Raw genomic sequence first — 21,669 nt, 5'->3', positions numbered from 1 at the left:
CTCACGCCACACGGAATATTTGAGACTTTTAAAACTATTTTAATTCCTATTTTTGTTAGCCTATGCTAGAAACAGAAACACAATCGTATCAAAACAATTTGGCCTACGCCAAAAATGCCGATGTTGAAGATCCCTTGCATAAGTTTAGGGATGAATTTAACCTGCCTAAAGATGAGAATGGGAAACCATTGATCTATCTCTGTGGTAACTCTTTAGGCCTGCAACCCAAAAAAGCTAAAGATTATATTCAGGAAGAACTAGACAACTGGGCAGAAATAGGTGTAGAAGGCCATTTTAAGGCAAAAATACCGTGGACCACTTATCATGAAAGTTTATCTAAAAACATGGCAGACGTTGTAGGTGCTAAGCCTGGCGAAGTGGTAATCATGAATACGCTTACCACAAATTTGCATTTGATGATGGTTTCTTTTTACAGGCCCACAGATAAGCGGCACAAAATTCTTATTGAAAGTGATGCCTTTCCTTCTGACAGTTATGCGGTGAAATCACAAATAAATCATCACGGTTATAACCCTGAAGAAAGTCTAGTGTTATGGAAACCGCGCAAAGGAGAAGAACTTTGTCACCTTGAAGATCTTAAGGCGATGCTTGAAGAACAAGGCGAAGAGATCGCACTGGTTATGATAGGAAATTCTAACTACTATACCGGGCAAAAATACCCCATAAAAGAAATTACAGAACTAGGTCATAAATACGGTTGTAAAGTCGGTTTTGATCTGGCACACGGCGTAGGAAATATAGATGCCGATTTACATGACAACGGTCCCGATTTTGCCGTTTGGTGCACCTATAAATACCTAAACAGTGGCCCGGGAAGCTTAGGTGGTTGCTTTGTACATGAGCGACATGCCAAGAATAAAGATATTCCACGATTTACTGGCTGGTGGGGTCATAATAAAGAAACGCGGTTTAATATGCGCGTAGATTTTGATGCCCTTCCGGGAGCAGAAGGCTGGCAATTAAGCAATCCCCCTATTTTGTCTATGGCACCCATCCGCGCTTCTTTAGAAATTTTCGCGGAAGCTGGATTTCAGAATATACGTGCAAAATCAAGAAAAATAACCGGTTATCTGGAATATCTAATAGAACAGATAGACGACGATCGTATTAATATTATAACTCCTAAAAATCCTGAAGAACGCGGTTGCCAGCTTTCTATACAGGTAAAAAATGCAGATCGCAGTTTACATGATGGTTTTATGAATGCCGGTATAATTTGCGACTGGCGGGAGCCTGATGTGATCAGGGTTACTCCTGCACCTTTGTACAACAGTTTTGAAGATGTTTATGAAATGGCGGTTAGGCTGCGCCAATTACTAGGCCAATAACGCTATGAAAGAACAAGAACACATACTTATTATAGGCGCCGGCCTCTGTGGCTCTCTTGCCGCTTTGCGCATGGCACAACGTGGTTATAAAGTTACTTTAGCCGAAAAAAGACCAGATCTGCGAGTTGAAGAAGTTGATTCTGGCAGATCGATAAATCTGGCTTTTTCAGATCGGGGAATGAAAGGTTTAAAGCTGGTAGGACTTCAGGATAAAGTAGAACCGCTTTGTATACCCATGAATGGTCGCATGATTCATGAGCGCGAGGGCGAAACGTTCATGAGTAATTACAGCGGTCGGGATCATGAATATATCAACTCTATCTCCAGATCTGACCTCAACATTATGTTACTGGATGAGTGCGATAAAATGCCTAAAATAACCGCTTTTTTCAATCAAAAGTGCGTTTCTGTAAATCTGGAAGAGGCAGAAGCTATATTTGAAGATTACAACACCGGCGAGAACAAAACCATAAAAGCAGATATCATTCTGGGTGCAGATGGTGTAGGTTCTGCTTTGCGAAAAAGTATGTTTGACCACAAACAGCTTTTATTCAGTTATGCCCAGGATTACCTCACTCACGGTTATAAAGAACTATCATTTCCCCCAGGAAAAGACGGAAGTTATCTTGCAGAAAAAAATGCATTGCATATCTGGCCTCGTGGTAAAGATATGATGATCGCGCTGCCCAATCTGGACGGCAGTTTTACCGTTACACTTTTTCTATCCTGGGAAGAAGGTGAAGAGAATTTTGGCCGTTTGCAAACAACAGCAGACGTTAAGGATTATTTTGAAAGACAATTTCCTGACGCGCTGAGCATAATGCCAGATCTTATAGAGGAATTTGAAAAAAATCCTGTTTCGCCGTTAGGCACAATTAAATGTTCGCCATGGTACGCTTACGGTAAATCTCTATTATTAGGCGACGCCGCTCATGCCATTGTACCTTTTTATGGTCAGGGCATGAACGCTGCTTTTGAAGATATTGTGGTTCTGGATAAGATGATAGATAAATATGAAGGCGACTGGCCTAAAATTTTTAAAGCCTATCAAACCGAACGCAAAAAAGACACAGATGCCATCGCAGATCTTGCTGTAGATAACTTTCATGAGATGAAAGCGCATACGGCAAATGAGATATTTCAGAAGAAACGAAAACTTGAACTGGCCTTTGAAAAAGAGTTTCCTAAAGAGTATTTCTCAAAATATTCACTTGTGACATTTCGGGAAGATATTCCCTATTCTGAAGCGATGAGCCGCGGGCGTGTACAAGACAAGGCTATTCTTAATCTCATTCACGATAAGAAACTCACAGACGACCTTTCGCTAAGAGAAAAACTTAATTTGGTAATTGAAGCTTCGCGCGAAATGCTACATGACGATGCAGTTGCCCACAGTTTGCAATAAAACATGAATTTAGAATTAAAAAATAAACACGCTCTGGTTTGTGGCAGTACAGCCGGAATTGGTAAAGCGACAGCCATTGCACTTGCTACTGAGGGAGCTACAATTATTTTGCTTGCGCGAAATGAAGAAAAGCTGAAAACTACGCTTGCAGAATTACCAGTTCCTGAAGATCAAAAACACAGCTATCTGGTTGCTGATTTTAACAATCCTGAGGAAGTAGAAACTGCTGTTAAAAAGCATCTTGAAAACAAAGGCGCTATTCATATTTTGATCAACAACACTGGCGGCCCGGCTGGCGGACCTATTTTTAATGCTTCAATAGAAGAATTTCAGAAAGCATTTACACAACATCTTAAATGCAATCATTTGTTGACGCAGGCGGTTGTACCGGGAATGAAAGAAGCCGGTTTTGGCAGAATTATTAATATCATTTCGACTTCCGTTAAGCAACCTATTGATGGTCTTGGAGTTTCTAACACCACGCGCGGTGCGGTTGCTAATTGGTCAAAAACGATGGCAAACGAACTGGGACAGTTTAAAATTACAGTAAATAATATTCTTCCGGGAACTACAGAAACCGGCCGGTTACACGAAATAATCGCTCAAAATGCCGAAAAATCGGGTATTTCTATTGAAAAAATAGCCGAGAATATGAAAGCATCAATCCCTGCAAAAGGATTTGCCGAACCAGAAGAAATTGCAGATGCCGTTGCTTTTTTAGCTAGTGAACGCGCTGCCTATATAAACGGAATCAATTTTCCCGTTGATGGCGGGAGGACAAAATCGCTGTAAATCAACCAAAAAATGCACTTTTTACCCGAAAAATTAGACGATTATGTAGTTGCTCACTCTCAAAAGGAACCTGAGTTGCTACAGCTACTTCGCAGAGAAACCTATCAAAAAATTCTTCAGCCACGTATGCTAAGCGGTCATTATCAAGGCAGATTGCTGAGTATGCTTTCTAAGCTGATCAATCCGAAAAACATTCTGGAAATTGGCACTTATACCGGGTATTCCGCGCTTTGTCTTGCGGAAGGAATGCAAAGTACCGGAGCACTTCACACTATTGATATCAATGAAGAATTGGTTGATTTTCAACGAAAATACTTTGATAAATCAGCTTTCGCGAAAAGCATTATTCAGCATTTAGGTGATGCAACAGCGGTAATTCCGCAGCTAGAAGGCAAATTTGACCTGATTTTTATAGATGCAGATAAACCGAATTATCCGGCATATTTTGATATAATAATCGACCGACTTAATCCCGGCGGCGTAATTCTTTCTGATAATGTATTGTGGAGCGGTAAAGTAATAGAAGAAGTAAATCCTAAAGATCTTTCAACACTGGCTGTTTTGGAATATAACAGATTACTAGCTGAAGACGACAGACTTGAAACGGTGTTGCTGCCCATACGCGACGGACTTACAATTAGCCGCAGACGTCTTTAATAGTCTAGTCTTACAAGAGCTTTTTTATAAAAGTGGTAGACAAAAGCTGCCATGAGAACCCCTACTCCTGCCCCCACCAGGATATCTCCCGGATAATGAACACCTACAAAAATTCTGCTTGAAGCAAATAATATAGGCCAGATATAAAATATATACACCCACTTATACATACCTCTAAGACTCAATACAACAAAAGTTGTAACCGAAAAAGAAGAGGCGGCGTGCCCTGAAAAGAAAGAAAAATTATGAGGCTCCTGCAATACCCTGATCAGGTCATGCAATAAAGGCTCGTTGTTAGGTCTTAAACGCGCTACATAGGTTTTAACGACCGTTGTAAGCATTAAAGTTAAAAAGAAAGTAAGTAAAGTAGAAAAAACTGCTAGTAAAGCTCTGCGCCAGTAAAACGCGCTTATAAAGAGAAGAAGAAAAATTATATAAAGTGGTACCCAATGGGTGATTTGTGTTATCCAGATCCAGAAACCGTCGTAATCTTCAATTCCCAGATTGTTTAGATAAACAAATAAATCTCTATCCCATTCTGCAAGGTGTTCCCACATTAAAATCTACGTTTGATAGGGCCAGTGATATCTTCTATATCTTCTTTAGCCTTATCAATTTCCTTTTTAACATCTTTTGCAATATCGCTGCTTACGCCTCTGTCTGTGGCGCTTTTAGTAATTTCAGATTTGATCTCATTGGTCGCATTGCGTATGGTGCGCATTCCCTTACCCAATTCTCTTGCAATATCTGGAACTTTATCTGCCCCAAATACCATAACAACTATAAAAATCACAAAGGCAATCTCGCCTCCGCTAATAAAAAGTGGTGCTATCATAATGACACAAAGATATGTGGAAAAAAGAAAAGCCGGTGAAATATCACCGGCTTTTTATACATGAATTAACGTTCTAATTATTCAGGTTTTCCTTAAACTGATTGAATTTATTAGTTTCTTCCTGTTTAGGCCAGCTGTTATTGCTTAGATCAACATCTGCAGTCTCAAGATCTGGATCTACAGTTACCTTAACGATCTCTTTATCTGTAGCGATAACTTTGCTTACCTCTGCATCGTTCTTTCTCCAAACTTGTACAGGATATGTAACTTTCTCTGTTGTACCATCTGAGTAAGTGTACTCAACAATTAGAGGCATTGGTATACCTCCCGGTTTTTCAAAAACAACAGCATAGAAATGCTTAGGCGCTTTTAATTTTGCACGTTCTTCCGGAGTAAAATTATCCATTAAGAATTCCTGAAGATTAGGGGCATTTTCTAAAACAGATTTGTCTTTCATAGAAGGATCATAACCCTCACCACCTTCTTCTACCACGTATATACCGTTTATAGCATCAGGACTTGCGCCATAACGACTAAGCAATGCTTTTCCTTCTTCTGTAGGTGTACTTGTCACGTAGTATGACTTAACTTCTTTCACACCTACATCTACGTTTTCTGTAGTATAGAACCAGCCTCTCCAGTACCAGTCAAGGTCTAAAGCCGAAGCATCTTCCATAGTGCGGAAGAAATCTTCTGGTGTAGGATGTTTAAACATCCATCGATGTGCGTAAGTTTTAAAAGAATAATCAAAAAGATCTCTTCCCATTACAGTCTCTCTTAAGATATTAAGAGCAGTTGCAGGTTTACCATACGCGTTGTTACCCAACTGGTAAACATTCTCAGGGTTTGACATGATAGGCGTGATATAATCCTGATTACCTTTCATGTAATCAACGATCTTAGAAGGCTCTCCTCTTCTTGAAGGATATTTTGTATTAGGAGCTATCGCTTCAGGATAGTTTTCACCAAAATCCTGCTCTGCTACATACTGCACAAAAGTATTGATACCTTCATCCATCCATCCCCACTGGCGCTCATCACTGTTTACGATCATTGGGAAGAAGTTGTGACCTACTTCATGTATAATAACGCTTATCATACCAAACTTAACACGATCGCTATAAGTACCGTCAGGATTAGGACGACCATAGTTCCAGCATATCATAGGGTACTCCATACCTTGTTGCTTAGCATGTACAGATATTGCTTTAGGATAAGGATAATCAAAAGTCATACGTGAGTATGATTTTAAAGTCTGTACAACAGCTTTAGTAGAATACTCTTCCCAAAGTGGATTACCTTCTTTAGGATATATAGAAATAGCCATTACATCATGCGTAGGGAATTTAACCGCCTGTGCATCCATAATATATTTACGTGAAGTGGTAAATGCAAAATCACGTACATTCTCTGCGTGTAACTTCCAGGTCTTTTTGTCTTTGCTAAATCCTTTTTCTGTAGCTTCAGCTTCAGCCTGAGTTACTATTAGAACTGGCTTGTCATAAGACTTTTTAGCCTGCTCCCAACGACGCATCATTTCTTTAGAAAAAACGTCTTTTCTGTTTACGATCTCTCCTGTACCGTTTAACAAGTGATCTGCAGGTACTGTGATCTCAACGTCGTAGTCACCAAAAGGCAAAGCAAACTCGCCACTGCCCCAGAACTGATAGTTTTGCCATCCTTCTACATCATTATATACACACATTCTTGGGAAGAACTGTGCTATGATGTAATTCTTGTTTCCGTCAGGAAAACTCTCATAACCAGAACGTGCGCGATCTACTGTGTGATCTACGATATTGTAATCCCATTTTACAGAGAATTCAAATTCTTCACCTGCTTTTAATGGTTCCGGTAAATCAACACGCATCATTGTGTAATTGATCTTGTACTTAAGATCCTTACCGTCTGCTTTTACTTCATGAATATTAAAACCGCCATCAAAAGGCTCTGTCATATACTGCGCAACAAAACCTTCAGGACGATTTACGGGAGTCATACCGTCACCGTCTCTTTGTTTAGCGGGCGTGTCTTTTTTACGCACATTTTGATCAAGCTGAACCCATAAATATTCAAGATCATCTGGAGAGTTGTTGATATATGTAATTTTTTCTGACCCTGTTATGGTCTGATTATTATCATTAAGCTCAATTTGTATCTCATAATTGGCTCTGTTTTGATAATAATCTTTACCCGGCGCACCAGAAGCGGTTCTGTAGGTATTAGGAGTTGCAAACTCCTGATAGAGTTGCCTAAATTTATTGGTATTTGTGTGAGGGGGGGTACTCTGTTCCTTCTGAACTTCTTCCTGCGCAAATCCTACTGCTGCAAAAAGAAAAATGAAGGTTAGGAGTGAAAACTTCAGGTTTTTCATATTGTACTGTTATTATTTAAAAATAGAGAATTGGTTAAAAGTATATAAATGGGAAAATTATAAGAATTAATTAGCAAAATTTAACACGGCTTTATCATTTCCTGATATCAGAAGAAAGCTTTTTTTATTATCGCCCACATGAATGTGTACGACATTCTTCTGGTCAGGAAAAACATCCATTAGCAGTGTATTTTCTATAGAGACTGAACTTATATCGTGAACGTTTTTCACCTCAATGTAACACACTACATAGTCGTTATCATCTTCATGCCCCAGGTAATTGATCTCTTGCTCTTCACCGTTTATTTTTACAAAGAATTTCTGCGAAATATACCTCTTGATAAACTGATTTAATTTATCCTGATCATAGGTCTCATCAACCTCAATTTCAGGATCATATCTTTCCTGAAGTGCACGCTGAAGATCATCATAAAATATGCGGGTAACTATTTGAAGGGATTGTGATTTAGAATCATAATCTACCTGAGTAACACTAAAGTAATATTTATGGCATGCTGTAGAAATTACTAATGGCAAAGCGATTAGTAAGATTAACCAAAACTTTTTCATAGAGGTAAGCTAAAATTATGGGGTAAGAATTAATCTTTTGCTTTCTGTAAAGCAAATATACTTGCTGTTGACCAAAGATTATTCCAAAAAAGAATCTCAATTTCGAAATATTGAACCTCCTAAAATGATTATTCCTTTAAAATACAGCCTATTTTTTAGTGTTTTAGCACGATTTCCTCTCATAAAAAGCGGTTTTTTATGCTCTAGTATCGCTGCTACTGCCTCAAAAACCGGAATATTTATTCATTCAGCTCCTTAAATTTTCTGTATTCAGGGGCTTTTGCCAGCAGTAATTCCATCAATGCTAAAGGATCATCTTTAGACGCTACGGCAAGTGTACTATTGTTGTTTTCGTAGACATAATGACTAAAATCATCAATGAGATTAGCCGGAATATTCAGTGTTGTTATGTAAACACTATCAAGAACTTTATTTCTGGCTTTCTGCACACGTATTTCCATATTAGAAATGGCAACTCTGCGCTTGAGCATTTTTGTTCTGCCAGAAATCCAGTTTACAATGGGATCTACAGGAACTATGCCCCCGCCAGTATGCGTCGCCGTGTATAACTTTTTCTCTTCGTCTGTGAGGGTTTTACCTTTATATACTGGCAAGCCGGCAGCAGCAGGATCAAACGGTTTTTCTAATTTTGGCACATTCATATCACTGCCCAACCTTCCGGAAAGATCTATATCACTAATGTTAATCTCTTCCAGCTCACTTATTTCTTCGTCTAAATAGAACGTGATTTGTCCCTTCTCAAAAATCTTTGGAGATATTACTATTTCTTTGTGTTGAAATTGTATTGCAGATATATAAAGTGTATCATTAATACGCACGGGAATACTAAAACTACCACCATCATTAGTTATCGTCCCTTTACGCATTGTAAGGTTTACAATATGGAGGTAAGACGTTTCAATAGAATCATTAAGCACTTTACCCTGCAACATAACCGTCTCCTGCGCTTGTAAACTTCCGGAAGAGAACAGGCACAAAAAACAAAGACATAAAAGTGTTAAAGACGGTATTTTCAGCTTTACCAAGGCGGCGTTTTTTTTTGTAAAAGTAAGTTGCTAAAAATTAAAGACGCCAAAAGATTTTAGCCGTTGCAAGATTAATTTTTTACCTCAGCCTTGTAGGCTTCTCTTTTGTTCAGTAAAAATTGAATAAGATTTAATTCATTACCCTGCTCAAGCATCTCCTTATTGAGTCCGTTATTTGCAGCGTAGTCCAGAAAGTCGCCAATATTCTCTTCTTTAATATCAAGATTTTGCTTAAAGAAAGCGTTGTCATACATCTTTGCAAGTTCATCTTCTGCAGTTATCTTAAACGTATTGCTATCTTTTTCTCTTTTGTTATATAAAGCTTTGAAGATATTTACAAAGTTGAGACCGTATTTCCAGGTGGCATCATCTAATGCGACATTTTCTGGAGCGCTCATAGAATCATATGTACCATCTAACATATTTACAGCTGCAAAATTTATATTAGGCGCACCTTCATTAACACTAACCCGGTTCACATCTGCCACAATATCTCCTGTGAGATCATATGGACTAACCACTATTTCTTCTAAGGGTGTTACTGTTTCTCGTAATGAGATCGTCATTTTCTTAGAATTTAATATGCCACGATTCACTTTTACAGTGACGGGAGTAAATTGTAAAGATTGAACTAAGATCTCATCCTGATTGGCTACAGCCAAAGTAAAAACACCAGTTCTATCTGTTATTGTTCCCTTTTCTGAAGTTGTATTGTAAATAACTATACCTTCAGGATCGCCGCCTTTAGGTACAATTAACTGCCCTTCTATCATCACTCTGGCAGAGTTTTGAGCCAAAGCGACAGAGGTACATAAAAAAAGAAAAAGAACCTTGTATAAAAGTTTCATAACAGAAAAAATTGATTACCTCATTTAAGTAACAACAAGATTTTCAAATTTACTCGGTGCCAGCGTGTAAATTTTTGTTAAATGACCATTATATTTGTTGTTCCAGCTAAAAAACCTATTCTTTGAAAAACTTAATACTCGCAAGTACCTCAACAATTTATGGAGATTCATATCTAGGTTATCTCTTACCATATCTCGATAAGCATTTTTTAAATGTAGAACGTTTGCTTTTTATACCCTACGCGCGTCCTGGCGGAATAAGTAATGACGACTATACAAGCCGTGTACAGGAAGCTTTTAATACTCTTGATATTGAAGTACGAGGGATTCATGAATTTGAAGATCCTAAAAAGGCAATAAAAGAAGCTCAGGCAATCTTCACCGGCGGGGGCAACACCTTTTTATTAGTAAATACACTTTATAAATTAGAATTAATGCCGGTTTTGCGTAAAGTACTTTTTTCCGGGACACCGTATTTAGGTACAAGTGCGGGAACAAACATAGGCGGTCTCACCATGCAGAATACTAACGACATGCCTATTATTTACCCACCCAGCTTTAAAACGCTTGGGTTGGTTCCCTTCAATATAAATCCTCATTATGTAGATCCGCTTGAAGGTGATACGCACATGGGTGAAACGCGGGAAACCAGAATTAGTGAATTTCATAGATTCAATAATATCCCGGTTATAGGATTACGCGAAGGCAGCTGGATCGAAGTTAAGGGCGACAATTGCTTTTTAAAAGGTGATCTGGACGCACGCATTTTTGAATCTGGAAAGAAAACCTGGGAGTTAGAGGCCGGTGAACAGATTGTATTTGACTAGCCTAAAGTTTCTTTAGAAAATGGTAACCTAAAATATCATAGCCCTGGTTCATATAAAACTTATGACTGGGATAATTACTTACATAGCTATTTAGTTCTGAAGTTTCACAGCCTTTACTTTTTGCATATTCAAATATCCAGGCAAAAACCTCTTTACCTATCCCTTTGTTGCGATAATTATCATCTATATAAACATGATCTGCCTCACAGGTCTTACCGGCGTAGTGACGTATGGCAAACCAAAGACCAAAAACACCTACTAATTTATCATTCCAATGAATACCATAACATTCATAATTCTGCTTAAACATTTCGTGTAAACGCTCTCGAAGTACCTCATCTTCAATATTGTTATTCATCAATGCTTTTATTAATGGCTGAAAGGTGTTAATATCTTCTTTAAATAAGCGTTTGATGTTCAGGTTGGTCATATTTTATTTATTTTTAAATCAAGAACCTTTAGAGAATTGAACCCTCTTACAGGATTAAAAGGCAGACAAAAGTAATGGATTTAAATATTGAACATAAACAAAACGACAGGCGTGGTGTCTTTTTTATAGAAGGTGACTCTGGGATCATTTCAGAACTTACTTATTCTATTAAAGACAAACACACACTTATTATAGACCACACAGAAACTAAGATCCCTGAAGAAGGAAAAGGTTTTGCAAGTAAACTGGTCGCTCACTCTGTAGATTATGCAAGAGAGAACAGCCTTAAAATTGAGCCGCTTTGCCCCTTTGCCGAAGTTCAATTTGACAGACACTCTGAATACAACGACGTACGTGCCTGAGCAATCTATAATTACCACAGAAAGACTTTATTTAAGGCAGTTTACGGCAGAAGATGCCGCAGATCTTTACGAGCTTAATAATGATAATGAAGTTCTGCAATATACCGGTGATGAGCCTTTTGATTCTGTAGCAGATGCTTTGCATTTTGTAAGTAATTATACTGCTTATGAAAAACCCGGCATGGGCAGATGGGCTGTGATTAGAAAAGAAGATGATGCTTTTTTAGGCTGGTGCGGCTTAAAATACCATCCGCTGGAGCGAGTTGTAGATCTGGGCTATCGTTTAAAAAAGAAATATTGGCGTTATGGTTATGCTACAGAAGCAGCAAAAGCCTGTGTACAATACGCATTTCAAGACTTAAAACTCGCTTCGCTGGTAGCACATGCGCATGTAGATAATTCTGCCTCGCATAAGGTGCTTCAAAAAATCGGGTTTAAATACATAAAAACCTTCCTTTATGATGGCAAAAACGCCTTTCAATACAGCCTTTTTAATAAAGATTATGCAATAAGGCAAATTTCAGGAAAAGAAACCTGGTCTGTACGCCATCCCGTTTTGCGCCAGGGCAGACCGTTAGAAGATTGTCATTTTGAAGGAGATGAAGATCAGGATACAATACATCTGGGGCTCTATCATCTTGATCATCCTGTGGGCGTTGTAAGCTTACTAAAAAAAGACCACAATTACTTTAGCGGTACTCAATATCAACTGCGCGGAATGGCTGTTTTGCCTGAATTTCAAAATAAAGGCCTGGGTGAACTATTAGTTGATGAAGGTGAGAAATTACTCAACGCTAAAAGAGTATATACTATATGGCTCAACGCAAGAGAAGTCGCAGTCTCTTTCTACACCAATCTGGATTATGAAATAATGGGTAAACCTTTTGAAGTAGAACCTATAGGCACGCATTATCTCATGCATAAAAAGCTACGATGAAACGCAGAACTTTTATAACTACCACAGCTATTGCCACGACTGCAGCAACACTCTTGCCTGGTTTAAGTTTTAGTCAGAATATGATATCAGAAGCAGAATTGATAGGTAAAGGCAATCCTGATCTTATAGAAAAAGAGGGCTATCGCCTGCGCCCCGAAGCAGCAAAGGCATTTGATAAAATGAAGGCCGCTGCCGCGAAAGAAAATATCGACATTCAGGTGGTTTCCAGTTATCGGGATTATAACCATCAAAATCGCATCTGGGAGCGCAAATATCGCGCCTATACAAACAAAGGTCTTTCACCCGAAGATGCTATTGCAAAAATAATTGAGTATAGCACTATCCCGGGAACCTCAAGACACCATTGGGGTACAGATCTTGATATCATAGACGCCAATGGCAAAACCTCTGGCGATGTGTTAGTCCCTTCTAAGTTTCATGGTAATGGTCCCTTTTGCAAATTAAAAGAATGGCTCGATAAACATGCAAATGAGTTCGATTTTTACCTGGTTTATACCGATTTACCCCTGCGCCAGGGATTTAATTATGAACCATGGCATTTTAGCTATAAGCCGCTGTCTCAAAATTATCTCGAGCAGTATAAAAAACTAGATATTAAAGAGGTACTTCAAGAACAACAACTTTTAGGCAGTAAAGCATTTACTCCAGAGTTTATAACACTTTATCGTCAAAACAACGTCCTAGATATAAATCCTGATCTTCTGAGTTAATTTTAATTAATTTAGATACCTAATCAAGTTATTATGCGACTAGGCGGCAGAAGTACAAAGCTTAAACTTATAATAGGTATTCTCATCATAGGATTTGGTGTTGTACGCTACTGCGGCAACAGACAGGAAAATCCATACACAGGGCGCGTACAAGCCATATCTATGACTCCGGAAGAGGAGATCGCAATTGGTTTACAAAACGCACCGTCAATGGCACAACAACACGGTGGTTTACACCCAGACCAGCAATTACAGGCTTTTGTAGATCAGGTTGGCCAGAAGTTAATAGACCATAGTGTAGCAAGAGAGACACCTTACAAATACGAATTCCATTTACTACAGGATCCTGAAACTATAAATGCTTTCGCCCTACCCGGCGGACAAATATTTATAACCTATGCTCTGCTTTCCAGGTTAGAAAATGAAGATCAGGTAGCGGGAGTTTTAGGACACGAGATAGGCCACGTACTTGGTAAACATTCTGCAGAGCGTATTGAGAACAGCAATTTATGGAGCACAATATCTATGGGCGCAGAAGTAGGTGTAGGCGCCGGTAGAGAAGCTGGCGCTATTGGTCAAAATATACTTTTAGGTAACGGGCGCGATGACGAGTTAGAAAGTGATGATCTTGGTGTACGCTTTATGATAAAAGCCGGTTACGATCCTAACCAGATGATAGAAGTGATGAAAATTCTAAAAGCCTCTGCAGGTCCTAATCGTGTACCAGAATTTCAAAGTACACATCCCGATCCAGAAAACAGGATCGAGAAAATAAAAGAGGCTATAATTAAATATGGAGGTTAAAACATACTTAAAGCATATTTTGATTCCGCTTCGGCGGAATTTTGTTTTTATCTTTACCACATAAGCTAACATTATGAATAAAAAAGTAATCTTAATGATCTTAGATGGCTGGGGTTTTGCTCCAGACAAAACAGTTTCTGCTGTAGATCTTGCAAACACACCATTTATTGATTCGCTATACGAGAAATATCCACATGCGCAATTGCTTACCCACGGTGGCAATGTAGGCCTTCCAGAAGGCCAGATGGGGAATAGTGAAGTGGGTCACATGAATCTGGGTGCAGGACGCATCGTTTATCAAAATCTGGCAAAGATCAATAAAGCTATTCAGGAAGATACACTTAAAGATACAGATGCTCTTAAAGCAGCTTTCGCTTATGCGAAAGAAAACAATAAACCCATTCATTTGCTAGGCCTGTTATCAGACGGTGGTGTGCATTCTCATATTACACATGCAAAAGGTCTTATTAAAGCTGCAAAAGACGCAGATGTAAAAGACGTTTTTTTACATGCATTTACAGACGGTCGCGATGTTGACCCACAATCAGGTAAAGGTTTTGTAGAAGATATTACCGCATACGCGAAAGATAAAGGAGCTAAACTCGCTTCGTTGGTAGGTCGCTATTACGCGATGGATCGTGATAAACGCTGGGAACGCGTAAGTCTTGCATACGATGCGATCGTAAAAGGCAAAGGAACTGCAACCACAGACCCGGCAGCATCTCTACAAAAAAGTTATGATGAAGGCGTTACAGATGAGTTCTTAAAGCCAATCATTGTTACCGAAGCTGATAAGCCGGTGGCAACAGTTAAAGATGGCGACGTGGTTATATTCTTCAACTTTAGAACAGATCGCGGTCGCGAACTAACAGAAATGCTTTCTCAGGTAGATTTTCCCGAGCAGGAAACTAAAAAGCTTGATCTGTATTATGTCACCATGACAAATTATGATCAAACATTTAAAAATGTACATATTGTTTACGACAAAGACAATCTGGTAAATACACTGGGCGAAGTTGTTTCTAAAGCGGGCAAAAAACAAATTCGCATCGCTGAAACTGAAAAATATCCTCATGTTACTTTCTTCTTTTCGGGTGGGCAGGAGATTCCTTTTGAAGGTGAGAGCCGCATAATGGCATCTTCTCCTAAAGTCGCCACTTATGACCTTCAGCCAGAAATGAGCGCTTATGAAGTGCGTGATAAGATCATCGAGCAACTTAAAAAGGAAGAAGCAGATTTTGTTTGTTTAAATTTTGCTAACCCAGATATGGTAGGTCACACAGGAATTATAGAAGCTGCCATTAAAGCTTGTGAAACCGTTGATGAATGTGCAAATGCTGTTATTACAACCGGTCTTGAGCATGGTTATAGCACGATTGTAATTGCAGATCACGGTAACTGTGAGACGATGAAAAATCCTGATGGTTCTCCTAATACCGCACACACTACAAATCCTGTTCCTGTGATCGTAGTAGACCCAGATATCCAGAACGTAAAAGATGGTATACTGGGTAATGTAGCCCCCACGATCCTTAAAATGATAGGCATAGAAAAACCAGCCGTGATGGATCAGGAATCGCTGGTTTAAGCCTAAAAACCAACCCTTAACCTATGAAAAGAACAATTTTAATATTCGCAGTTCTTGTGAGCAGTCTTGCAATAAGCTGTAAGACGAATGATAATAAAGATAAATCACTCGCTCAAAATGAACCTGTTGCAGAAAGCGTGCAGGAAGATATGCTGGTAGGCAAAATAAGTCGTTTACAGCTCGAGAAAAAACCTTATAAAGACTGGTTTATTGAGACTTATAAAGATTATGACATAGACAGCACGCGTCTTAAAGAGATAGACAGCCTTCTTGAAGATGTGAAGATCACAACTTTTATGGGTACCTGGTGCGGTGATAGTCAGCGTGAAGTTCCTGCCTTTTATAAAATTATGGATCAGGCAGAAATGAACTTTGAGAATCTTTCGCTTATAGCGGTAACACGTGATAAAGTAACTCCGTTAGGCTTAGAAAAAGGAAAGAATATCACTAACGTCCCTACTTTTATTTTCACTAAAGACGATAAAGAGTTAGGGCGCATTGTAGAATATCCTGTTGAAAGTCTTGAAAAAGATATGCTGAAAATTCTAAAAGGAGAGCCATATAAGCACTCTTACGCCGAATAAAAAATTCAGTTGAATAACTTAATATCCTGTGGCCATAACGTAAATTTCTGTTTATAGTCACAGGATTTTTTATAGGAAGCAGAAATGGTAGAATGGAATTTTTTTGACCTCTCAAATGGGAATGATGACAAACTGAAGATCATTCACCTGTCTGATCTTCATATACGCAATATTGCCTCCATACATTCTGAAATAACCGCTAAAATTAATCAAAAATCGCCCGATTTATTGGTAATAACGGGTGATTCTGTTGAAAAACCGGCTAACCTGCCCCTACTCTATCAATTTCTAAATATGATAGATAAACCTATTCAGAAATTTGCAATATTAGGCAATTGGGAACATAAGGGTAATATTGATTTTACTGAATTGAAAGAAATCTATGCCGCACATAATTGCAAGCTCTTAATCAACGAAAATCAAAATATCACAGTAAACAATAAAACCGTTACCGTAATAGGAATCGACGATTTTAATATGGGAAAAGCCGATTTTTACAGGGCTACGGCAAATATTAAACCCGGTGAGACTGTAATTGCACTTACACATTGCCCGCAACATCGCGACATTATAGAGACAGAAGGTAAAGACCTAAAGATAGATCTAGTGCTTTCTGGTCACACGCATGGCGGACAAATAAATTTCTTTGGTTACGCGCCCATTCGCCCTCGCGGTAGCGGCAAATACTTAAAAGGCTGGTACAAAGACGCAGAACCAATTATGTATGTTTCAAAAGGCGTGGGTACGAGTAATATTCCTATTCGCTTTGGCCCCAAGGCCGAAATGGTAGAATATCATATTTAGCGATTTGCTTTAAATTTATAACTAAACTAACACCTAATAAAGGGTATCAAACACAGATCAATGTTCAACTTCACCGGCACATATACAGATCAATATCAACTTAGCATGGCTCAGGTTTATTTTCAGCAAGGGCATCATGAGGAAGTAGCTGTATTTGATTATTTCTTTAGAAAATTACCCTATAAAGGTGGTTATGCGATTCTCGCCGGTTTAGAAGATCTACTTGAAATCTTAAAGGATCTCACCTTTAGTAAAGAAGATATTGATTATCTTAAGAATAAAGATTTTGATGATGATTTTTTAGAATACCTGTCTAATTTTAAATTTAATGGAACGATCTATTCGGTTCAGGAAGGTGAAATTATTTTCCAGACAGCTCCTATTTTACAGGTAAAGGCTAATATTATTGAAGCCCAGATAATCGAGACTATTTTGCTAAACCTGCTCAACTTTCAAACCTTAATTGCTACAAAGGCCAGCAGAATGCGACTTACAGCCGGCGATAAGGTTTTACTTGATTTTGGTTTACGTCGCGCTCAGGGACCCGGTGGCTATCTGGCTACTAAAGCTGCGATGATAGGTGGTTTTAATGGCTCAAGTAATGTAATTACCGGTAGAGATTTTGGCATACCTATTTCGGGAACGATGGCGCACTCATTTGTGCAAAGTTATGATGACGAGCTCACTGCTTTTAGAGATTTTGCTTCCGGAAGACCAAAAAACTGTGTTTTTCTTGTAGATACTTATGACACTTTAAAAAGTGGAATTCCCAATGCAATTACTGTTGCTAAAGAAATGGAAGAAAAAGGGCAAAAATTGCTCGCAATAAGATTAGACAGCGGGGATCTTGCATATTTGGCTAAAAGAAGTCGGAAACAGCTTGATGATGCAGGACTTGATTATGTAAAAATTGCTGTGTCTAATCAATTAGATGAATATGTTATTAAAAGTTTACAGGATCAAAATGCGCCTATTGATATTTTTGGTGTGGGAACAAATCTTGTGATTGGCAAACCAGATGCAGCTCTTGACGGAGTTTATAAATTGACTTTCTTTAAAGGAAAACCACGTATAAAAATATCAGACAGTCTTATAAAAACCACTTTACCGCATCAAAAACAGGTTTTCAGAATATATGATGACACCGGTAATCTTATTGGTGCAGATGCGATAGCGATGGTAGATGAAACAAAAGTTGATATCATGCATCACCCTTATGAGCCTTTTAAAAAGCTACATGTATCACCGCTTAATCAGGAGCCTCTGCTTCAAAAAGTAATGGAAAATGGTGAGATTCTTATTAAGAAAAGAAGTCTAAAAGAAATAGCTGACTTTAGCCGTGAACGATTAGAAAAATTACCTTTAGAATACAAACGCTTTGATAACCCGCACATTTATAAAGTGGGAATTAGCAGCAACCTTAAAAATGAACGCGATAGATTAATTGAACTCCATAAAACTGTTTAGCTATGAAAGCACTTATCATCATTGACGTACAAAATGATTTTATCCCGGGTGGTGCATTAGCCGTTCCCAATGGTGATGAAATCATTGAGTTAATTAATCAACTTCAGGAAAAATTTAATCTTGTGGTTGCCACGCAAGACTGGCATCCTGAAAATCATGCGAGTTTTGCAGTAAACCAGCCAGACGGTAAGGAATTTGACATTATAGAACTCAATGGTGAAGATCAGGTTTTATGGCCCGTGCATTGTGTACAAAACAGCACAGGGGCAGAATTGCATCCCGATCTTAAAACAGATAGAATTGAGAATATAATTCAGAAAGGAACAAATCCCAAAATTGATAGCTACAGCGGTTTCTACGATAACGCCCATTTAAAATCTACCGGCTTATATGAATATTTGAAAGAAAAAGGAGCAGATCAACTCTATTTTTGTGGTCTGGCGGGCGATTTTTGTGTCTTTTACAGCGTTATTGATGCTCTGGAAGAAGGTTTTACAGCCTATTTAATAGAAGATGCAACGCGGTCTCTTGATGGTTCAGAATTTGTAAAGGCAAAAAATATAATAGAAGAAAAGGGAGGAAAGATCGTTGAATCTTCAGATTTACTATAAGAATTATACTGGCTAAAAGCTTATATTAAACAAATACAAATTAAGCCCTTTAGCATGAATTCTATTTTTCAGCAAATATTAATTGAAGCCACTAAGAGGCGATTAAAGCAACAAAAAGTAACAACTCCTGCTCGCAATTTTTCACGTGAAGTGAAAGATACAAGTGTGGTTGCTAAACACTTACTGCGCGATCTGCTCTTTATTGGGTTAGGAATAGTTTCGGCAGGATTAGGCTTAAGAGGATTTTTATTACCCAACTCTTTTATTGACGGCGGCGTGACAGGAATTTCGCTTATAGCTGCAGAAATTTCTGGAATATCATTTTCTCTTTTAATTGTTCTTATCAATATTCCTTTTTTAATACTCGCCTACTCTACCATAGGCAAGTCTTTTGCCCTACGCAGTTTCTTAGCAATTGCAATTCTGGCCATAGGTTTGCATTTTATTGAGTTCCCCATGATTACAGATGATAAATTACTCATCGCAGGTTTTGGCGGTTTCTTTCTGGGTCTGGGAATAGGTCTGGCCATACGTGGGGGCGCAGTACTTGATGGTACAGAAGTTTTGGCGGTTTACATTAGTAGAAAAACCTCAATTACAATAGGAGATATCATCCTCCTTTTTAACGTGATGATTTTTAGTGTTGGTGCGTATGTTTTCTCTGTAGAAATCGCACTTTACGCCATCTTAACCTACTTGGCGGCTTCTAAAACGGTTGATTTTGTAGTTTCTGGTATTGAAGAATATATAGGTGTAACTATCATTTCTGAAAATAACGAAGAAATAAGATTGGCAATTATAGAAAAACTGGGCCGTGGCTGTACCATCTATAATGGAAAAAGAGGGTTTGCCAAAAAAGGGCAGGCTTTAAAAGACACGCATATTATTTACACACTTATTACGCGCCTCGAACTTTCTAAACTACAAACGGAAGTTGAGCGAATAGACAAAAATGCTTTTATCATTATGCAGAGTATAAAAGATGCAAAAGGCGGGATGATAAAAAAGAGACCTTTGAAATAATAAGACTAAAGAAGTACAATATTTCATTATAACGTTTTTTTAAAAAGCTCTATTTTTAAGGTACTATCAAAACCAACTTTATGAAAAACTACAACGTTATAACTGCAGCGCTTGTTCTCTTTGTGCTGTTACATTGCTACGCGGTGCAATCTCAAACCATGAACACATACAATACACAATACGGCATATTTGAAAATCAAACTAACGTAGGCGATCCTGCTAAAGAAGGTTCTGTTTCTTACGATCCTGAAAAGCAGGAATACACACTTACCGGTTCAGGTATAAATATGTGGGGTGAGAATGATCAGTTTCAGTTTTTATATAAATCTATACAGGGAGATTTTATTTTGCGGGCTCAGCTCAATTTTGTGGGTGAGGGTACAGATCCTCATCGTAAGATAGGCTGGATCATTCGTAATAATTTAAGTTCAAATTCGCCACAGGTAAATGCCACCGTCCATGGTGACGGTCTAACTTCCTTACAATATCGCAAGACCAATAGCGGAGAAACAGAACAGATCACCTCAACAGATTCTCTGCCAGATGTGGTACAGTTAGAACGCAGGGCTGGCACTTATTATATGTCTACAGCCAAATTTGGCAAGCCTTTTACGACGGTAGAATTAAACGATGTAGATCTACGCAATGAAGTTTTTGTAGGTCTTTTTGTTTGTTCGCACAACGCTGATGTTTTAGAAAAAGCCCAGTTTCACAATGTGAGAATAATTAAACCAGCAGATCCAGATTTTCAGCCGTATCGCGATTATATAGGCAGCAATATGGAAATTATGGATGTAGAAACAGGCTACAGAAAAGTGCTGTTCCATTCTGCGCACTCCATTCAGGCGCCTAATTGGGTAAATAACGATAAAGAATTGGTTTATAATTCTAATGGTTTTATGTATCGCTATAATTTTGAAACTGGCGAGGTTAAACAGATCAATACCGGTTTTGCCATAAACAATAATAACGATCATGTTTTCTCATTTGATGAAAGCATTTTAGGCATAAGCAATCATAATCAGGATGATAATGGTAATTCTTCTATATATTTAATGAATCCTAAAGGTGATTCTATACCTAAAAAAATCACTAAAGATGGTGTAGGCAACTCTTATCTTCATAGCATTTCGCCAGACAACAAGCGCATTATTTTTACTGCTAATCGCAAAGACAAGTTTGATATTTATGCCATTGATCTGGACAGCGGCAATGAAGTGCAGCTCACAGACACAAAAGATCTTGACGATGGCTCAGAATATTCTCCTGACGGAAAATACATATATTTTAATTCTAACCGTACAGGCACCATGCAGCTTTGGCGTATGAACGCAGATGGAAGCAATCCCGAACGCTTAACAAATGACGAAAACTATAAAGACTGGTTTCCTCATATTTCTCCAGATGGTAAATGGATCGTTTTTATCTCTTTCCCTCCTGATATTCCGTTTAGCGATCATCCTTTTTATAAGCACTGCTTACTGCGGCTCATGCCGGCAGACGGCGGCGACCCTAAAGTGATTGGCTATATTTATGGCGGTCAAGGTACTATAAATGTTCCCAGCTGGTCAAAAGATAGCAAGCACATCGCTTTTGTCACCAATAGCGATTTAGGAAACTGATTC

General features: G+C 38.4%; 23 protein-coding genes. 16 read left to right on the top strand and 7 right to left on the bottom strand.

The window, feature by feature from the left end:
- The first annotated feature begins 62 nt into the window (after positions 1-62).
- From kynU to ACH3PA_RS11245, 4 genes are read left to right on the top strand one after another with little or no spacing between them, the layout of a single operon-like run.
- On the top strand, positions 63-1,349 hold the full coding sequence (gene kynU / locus ACH3PA_RS11260; RefSeq protein WP_416444195.1) for a kynureninase: 1,287 nt from the start codon (positions 63-65) through the stop codon (positions 1,347-1,349).
- A gap of 4 nt (positions 1,350-1,353) precedes the next feature.
- A complete protein-coding gene (locus ACH3PA_RS11255; RefSeq protein WP_416444196.1) occupies positions 1,354-2,754 on the top strand; it encodes an FAD-dependent oxidoreductase in 1,401 nt (466 codons plus the stop codon).
- A 3-nt stretch (positions 2,755-2,757) separates the two neighbouring features.
- Complete coding sequence (locus ACH3PA_RS11250) at positions 2,758-3,546, top strand: SDR family oxidoreductase (protein ID WP_416444197.1); 789 nt, start codon at positions 2,758-2,760, stop codon at positions 3,544-3,546.
- A gap of 12 nt (positions 3,547-3,558) precedes the next feature.
- Entirely contained in the window at positions 3,559-4,203 is a 645-nt protein-coding gene (locus tag ACH3PA_RS11245) for an O-methyltransferase (RefSeq protein WP_416444199.1), read from the top strand.
- On the opposite strand, the gene ACH3PA_RS11240 is transcribed toward ACH3PA_RS11245, so the two are convergent.
- From ACH3PA_RS11240 to ACH3PA_RS11215, 6 genes are all read right to left on the bottom strand, one after another.
- Positions 4,200-4,760 carry a phosphatase PAP2 family protein gene (locus ACH3PA_RS11240; RefSeq protein WP_416444201.1) on the bottom strand — a complete coding sequence of 187 codons (561 nt, stop codon included), beginning with the start codon at positions 4,758-4,760 and terminating at the stop codon, positions 4,200-4,202. The genes ACH3PA_RS11245 and ACH3PA_RS11240 overlap by 4 nt on opposite strands.
- Positions 4,760-5,038 carry a Sec-independent protein translocase subunit TatA/TatB gene (locus ACH3PA_RS11235; RefSeq protein WP_416444203.1) on the bottom strand — a complete coding sequence of 93 codons (279 nt, stop codon included), beginning with the start codon at positions 5,036-5,038 and terminating at the stop codon, positions 4,760-4,762. The genes ACH3PA_RS11240 and ACH3PA_RS11235 overlap by 1 nt, the downstream gene beginning before the upstream one ends.
- Positions 5,039-5,111: 73 nt before the next feature.
- On the bottom strand, positions 5,112-7,412 hold the full coding sequence (locus ACH3PA_RS11230) for a M1 family metallopeptidase (RefSeq protein ID WP_416444205.1): 2,301 nt from the start codon (positions 7,410-7,412) through the stop codon (positions 5,112-5,114).
- A 66-nt stretch (positions 7,413-7,478) separates the two neighbouring features.
- Entirely contained in the window at positions 7,479-7,982 is a 504-nt protein-coding gene (locus tag ACH3PA_RS11225; protein WP_416444207.1) for a DUF6702 family protein, read from the bottom strand.
- Between the two features lie 239 nt (positions 7,983-8,221).
- The gene (locus tag ACH3PA_RS11220; protein ID WP_416444209.1) at positions 8,222-9,028 is read right to left on the bottom strand and encodes a hypothetical protein; all 807 of its coding nucleotides are present in this window, start codon (positions 9,026-9,028) and stop codon (positions 8,222-8,224) included.
- Between the two features lie 71 nt (positions 9,029-9,099).
- Positions 9,100-9,876: a hypothetical protein gene (locus ACH3PA_RS11215; protein WP_416444211.1), complete on the bottom strand. Its 777-nt coding sequence runs from the start codon at positions 9,874-9,876 to the stop codon at positions 9,100-9,102.
- 122 nt (positions 9,877-9,998) lie between these two features.
- Between ACH3PA_RS11215 and pepE the strand changes: the two genes are divergently transcribed.
- Entirely contained in the window at positions 9,999-10,703 is a 705-nt protein-coding gene (pepE, locus tag ACH3PA_RS11210; RefSeq protein WP_416444213.1) for a dipeptidase PepE, read from the top strand.
- 1 nt (position 10,704) lies between these two features.
- Here pepE and ACH3PA_RS11205 read toward each other — a convergent pair whose 3' ends face one another.
- Positions 10,705-11,133 carry a GNAT family N-acetyltransferase gene (locus ACH3PA_RS11205; RefSeq protein WP_416444214.1) on the bottom strand — a complete coding sequence of 143 codons (429 nt, stop codon included), beginning with the start codon at positions 11,131-11,133 and terminating at the stop codon, positions 10,705-10,707.
- A 74-nt stretch (positions 11,134-11,207) separates the two neighbouring features.
- On the opposite strand from ACH3PA_RS11205, the gene ACH3PA_RS11200 reads away from it, so the two are divergent.
- The 11 genes from ACH3PA_RS11200 to ACH3PA_RS11150 all read left to right on the top strand — a co-directional run bounded on the left by ACH3PA_RS11200 (position 11,208) and on the right by ACH3PA_RS11150 (position 21,666).
- Positions 11,208-11,495, top strand: coding sequence for a GNAT family N-acetyltransferase (locus tag ACH3PA_RS11200; protein ID WP_416444216.1), 288 nt, complete (start codon positions 11,208-11,210; stop codon positions 11,493-11,495).
- A complete protein-coding gene (locus tag ACH3PA_RS11195) occupies positions 11,458-12,432 on the top strand; it encodes a GNAT family N-acetyltransferase (protein ID WP_416448152.1) in 975 nt (324 codons plus the stop codon). Before ACH3PA_RS11200 ends, ACH3PA_RS11195 begins: the two co-directional genes overlap by 38 nt.
- Complete coding sequence (locus ACH3PA_RS11190; RefSeq protein WP_416444220.1) at positions 12,429-13,163, top strand: M15 family metallopeptidase; 735 nt, start codon at positions 12,429-12,431, stop codon at positions 13,161-13,163. Before ACH3PA_RS11195 ends, ACH3PA_RS11190 begins: the two co-directional genes overlap by 4 nt.
- Before the next feature lie 33 nt (positions 13,164-13,196).
- Positions 13,197-13,967: a M48 family metalloprotease gene (locus tag ACH3PA_RS11185; RefSeq protein ID WP_416444222.1), complete on the top strand. Its 771-nt coding sequence runs from the start codon at positions 13,197-13,199 to the stop codon at positions 13,965-13,967.
- Positions 13,968-14,040: 73 nt separating this feature from the next.
- Positions 14,041-15,555: a 2,3-bisphosphoglycerate-independent phosphoglycerate mutase gene (gene gpmI / locus ACH3PA_RS11180; RefSeq protein ID WP_416444224.1), complete on the top strand. Its 1,515-nt coding sequence runs from the start codon at positions 14,041-14,043 to the stop codon at positions 15,553-15,555.
- Between the two features lie 23 nt (positions 15,556-15,578).
- Entirely contained in the window at positions 15,579-16,139 is a 561-nt protein-coding gene (locus ACH3PA_RS11175) for a thioredoxin family protein (RefSeq protein ID WP_416444226.1), read from the top strand.
- An 84-nt stretch (positions 16,140-16,223) separates the two neighbouring features.
- Positions 16,224-16,943 (top strand): metallophosphoesterase, encoded by a 720-nt coding sequence (locus tag ACH3PA_RS11170; RefSeq protein WP_416444228.1) that lies wholly within the window; start codon positions 16,224-16,226, stop codon positions 16,941-16,943.
- Between the two features lie 60 nt (positions 16,944-17,003).
- A complete protein-coding gene (locus tag ACH3PA_RS11165) occupies positions 17,004-18,410 on the top strand; it encodes a nicotinate phosphoribosyltransferase (protein ID WP_416444230.1) in 1,407 nt (468 codons plus the stop codon).
- Between the two features lie 2 nt (positions 18,411-18,412).
- Complete coding sequence (gene pncA / locus ACH3PA_RS11160; RefSeq protein ID WP_416444232.1) at positions 18,413-19,021, top strand: bifunctional nicotinamidase/pyrazinamidase; 609 nt, start codon at positions 18,413-18,415, stop codon at positions 19,019-19,021.
- Positions 19,022-19,075: 54 nt separating this feature from the next.
- The gene (locus tag ACH3PA_RS11155) at positions 19,076-20,044 is read left to right on the top strand and encodes a YitT family protein (RefSeq protein WP_416444234.1); all 969 of its coding nucleotides are present in this window, start codon (positions 19,076-19,078) and stop codon (positions 20,042-20,044) included.
- Positions 20,045-20,124: 80 nt separating this feature from the next.
- Complete coding sequence (locus tag ACH3PA_RS11150; RefSeq protein ID WP_416444236.1) at positions 20,125-21,666, top strand: TolB family protein; 1,542 nt, start codon at positions 20,125-20,127, stop codon at positions 21,664-21,666.
- Positions 21,667-21,669 lie beyond the last annotated feature (3 nt).

This window comes from Leeuwenhoekiella sp. A2 (genome assembly GCF_047946655.1).
GTDB lineage: Bacteria > Bacteroidota > Bacteroidia > Flavobacteriales > Flavobacteriaceae > Leeuwenhoekiella.
This window is presented reverse-complemented; position numbering and strand designations above follow the sequence as displayed.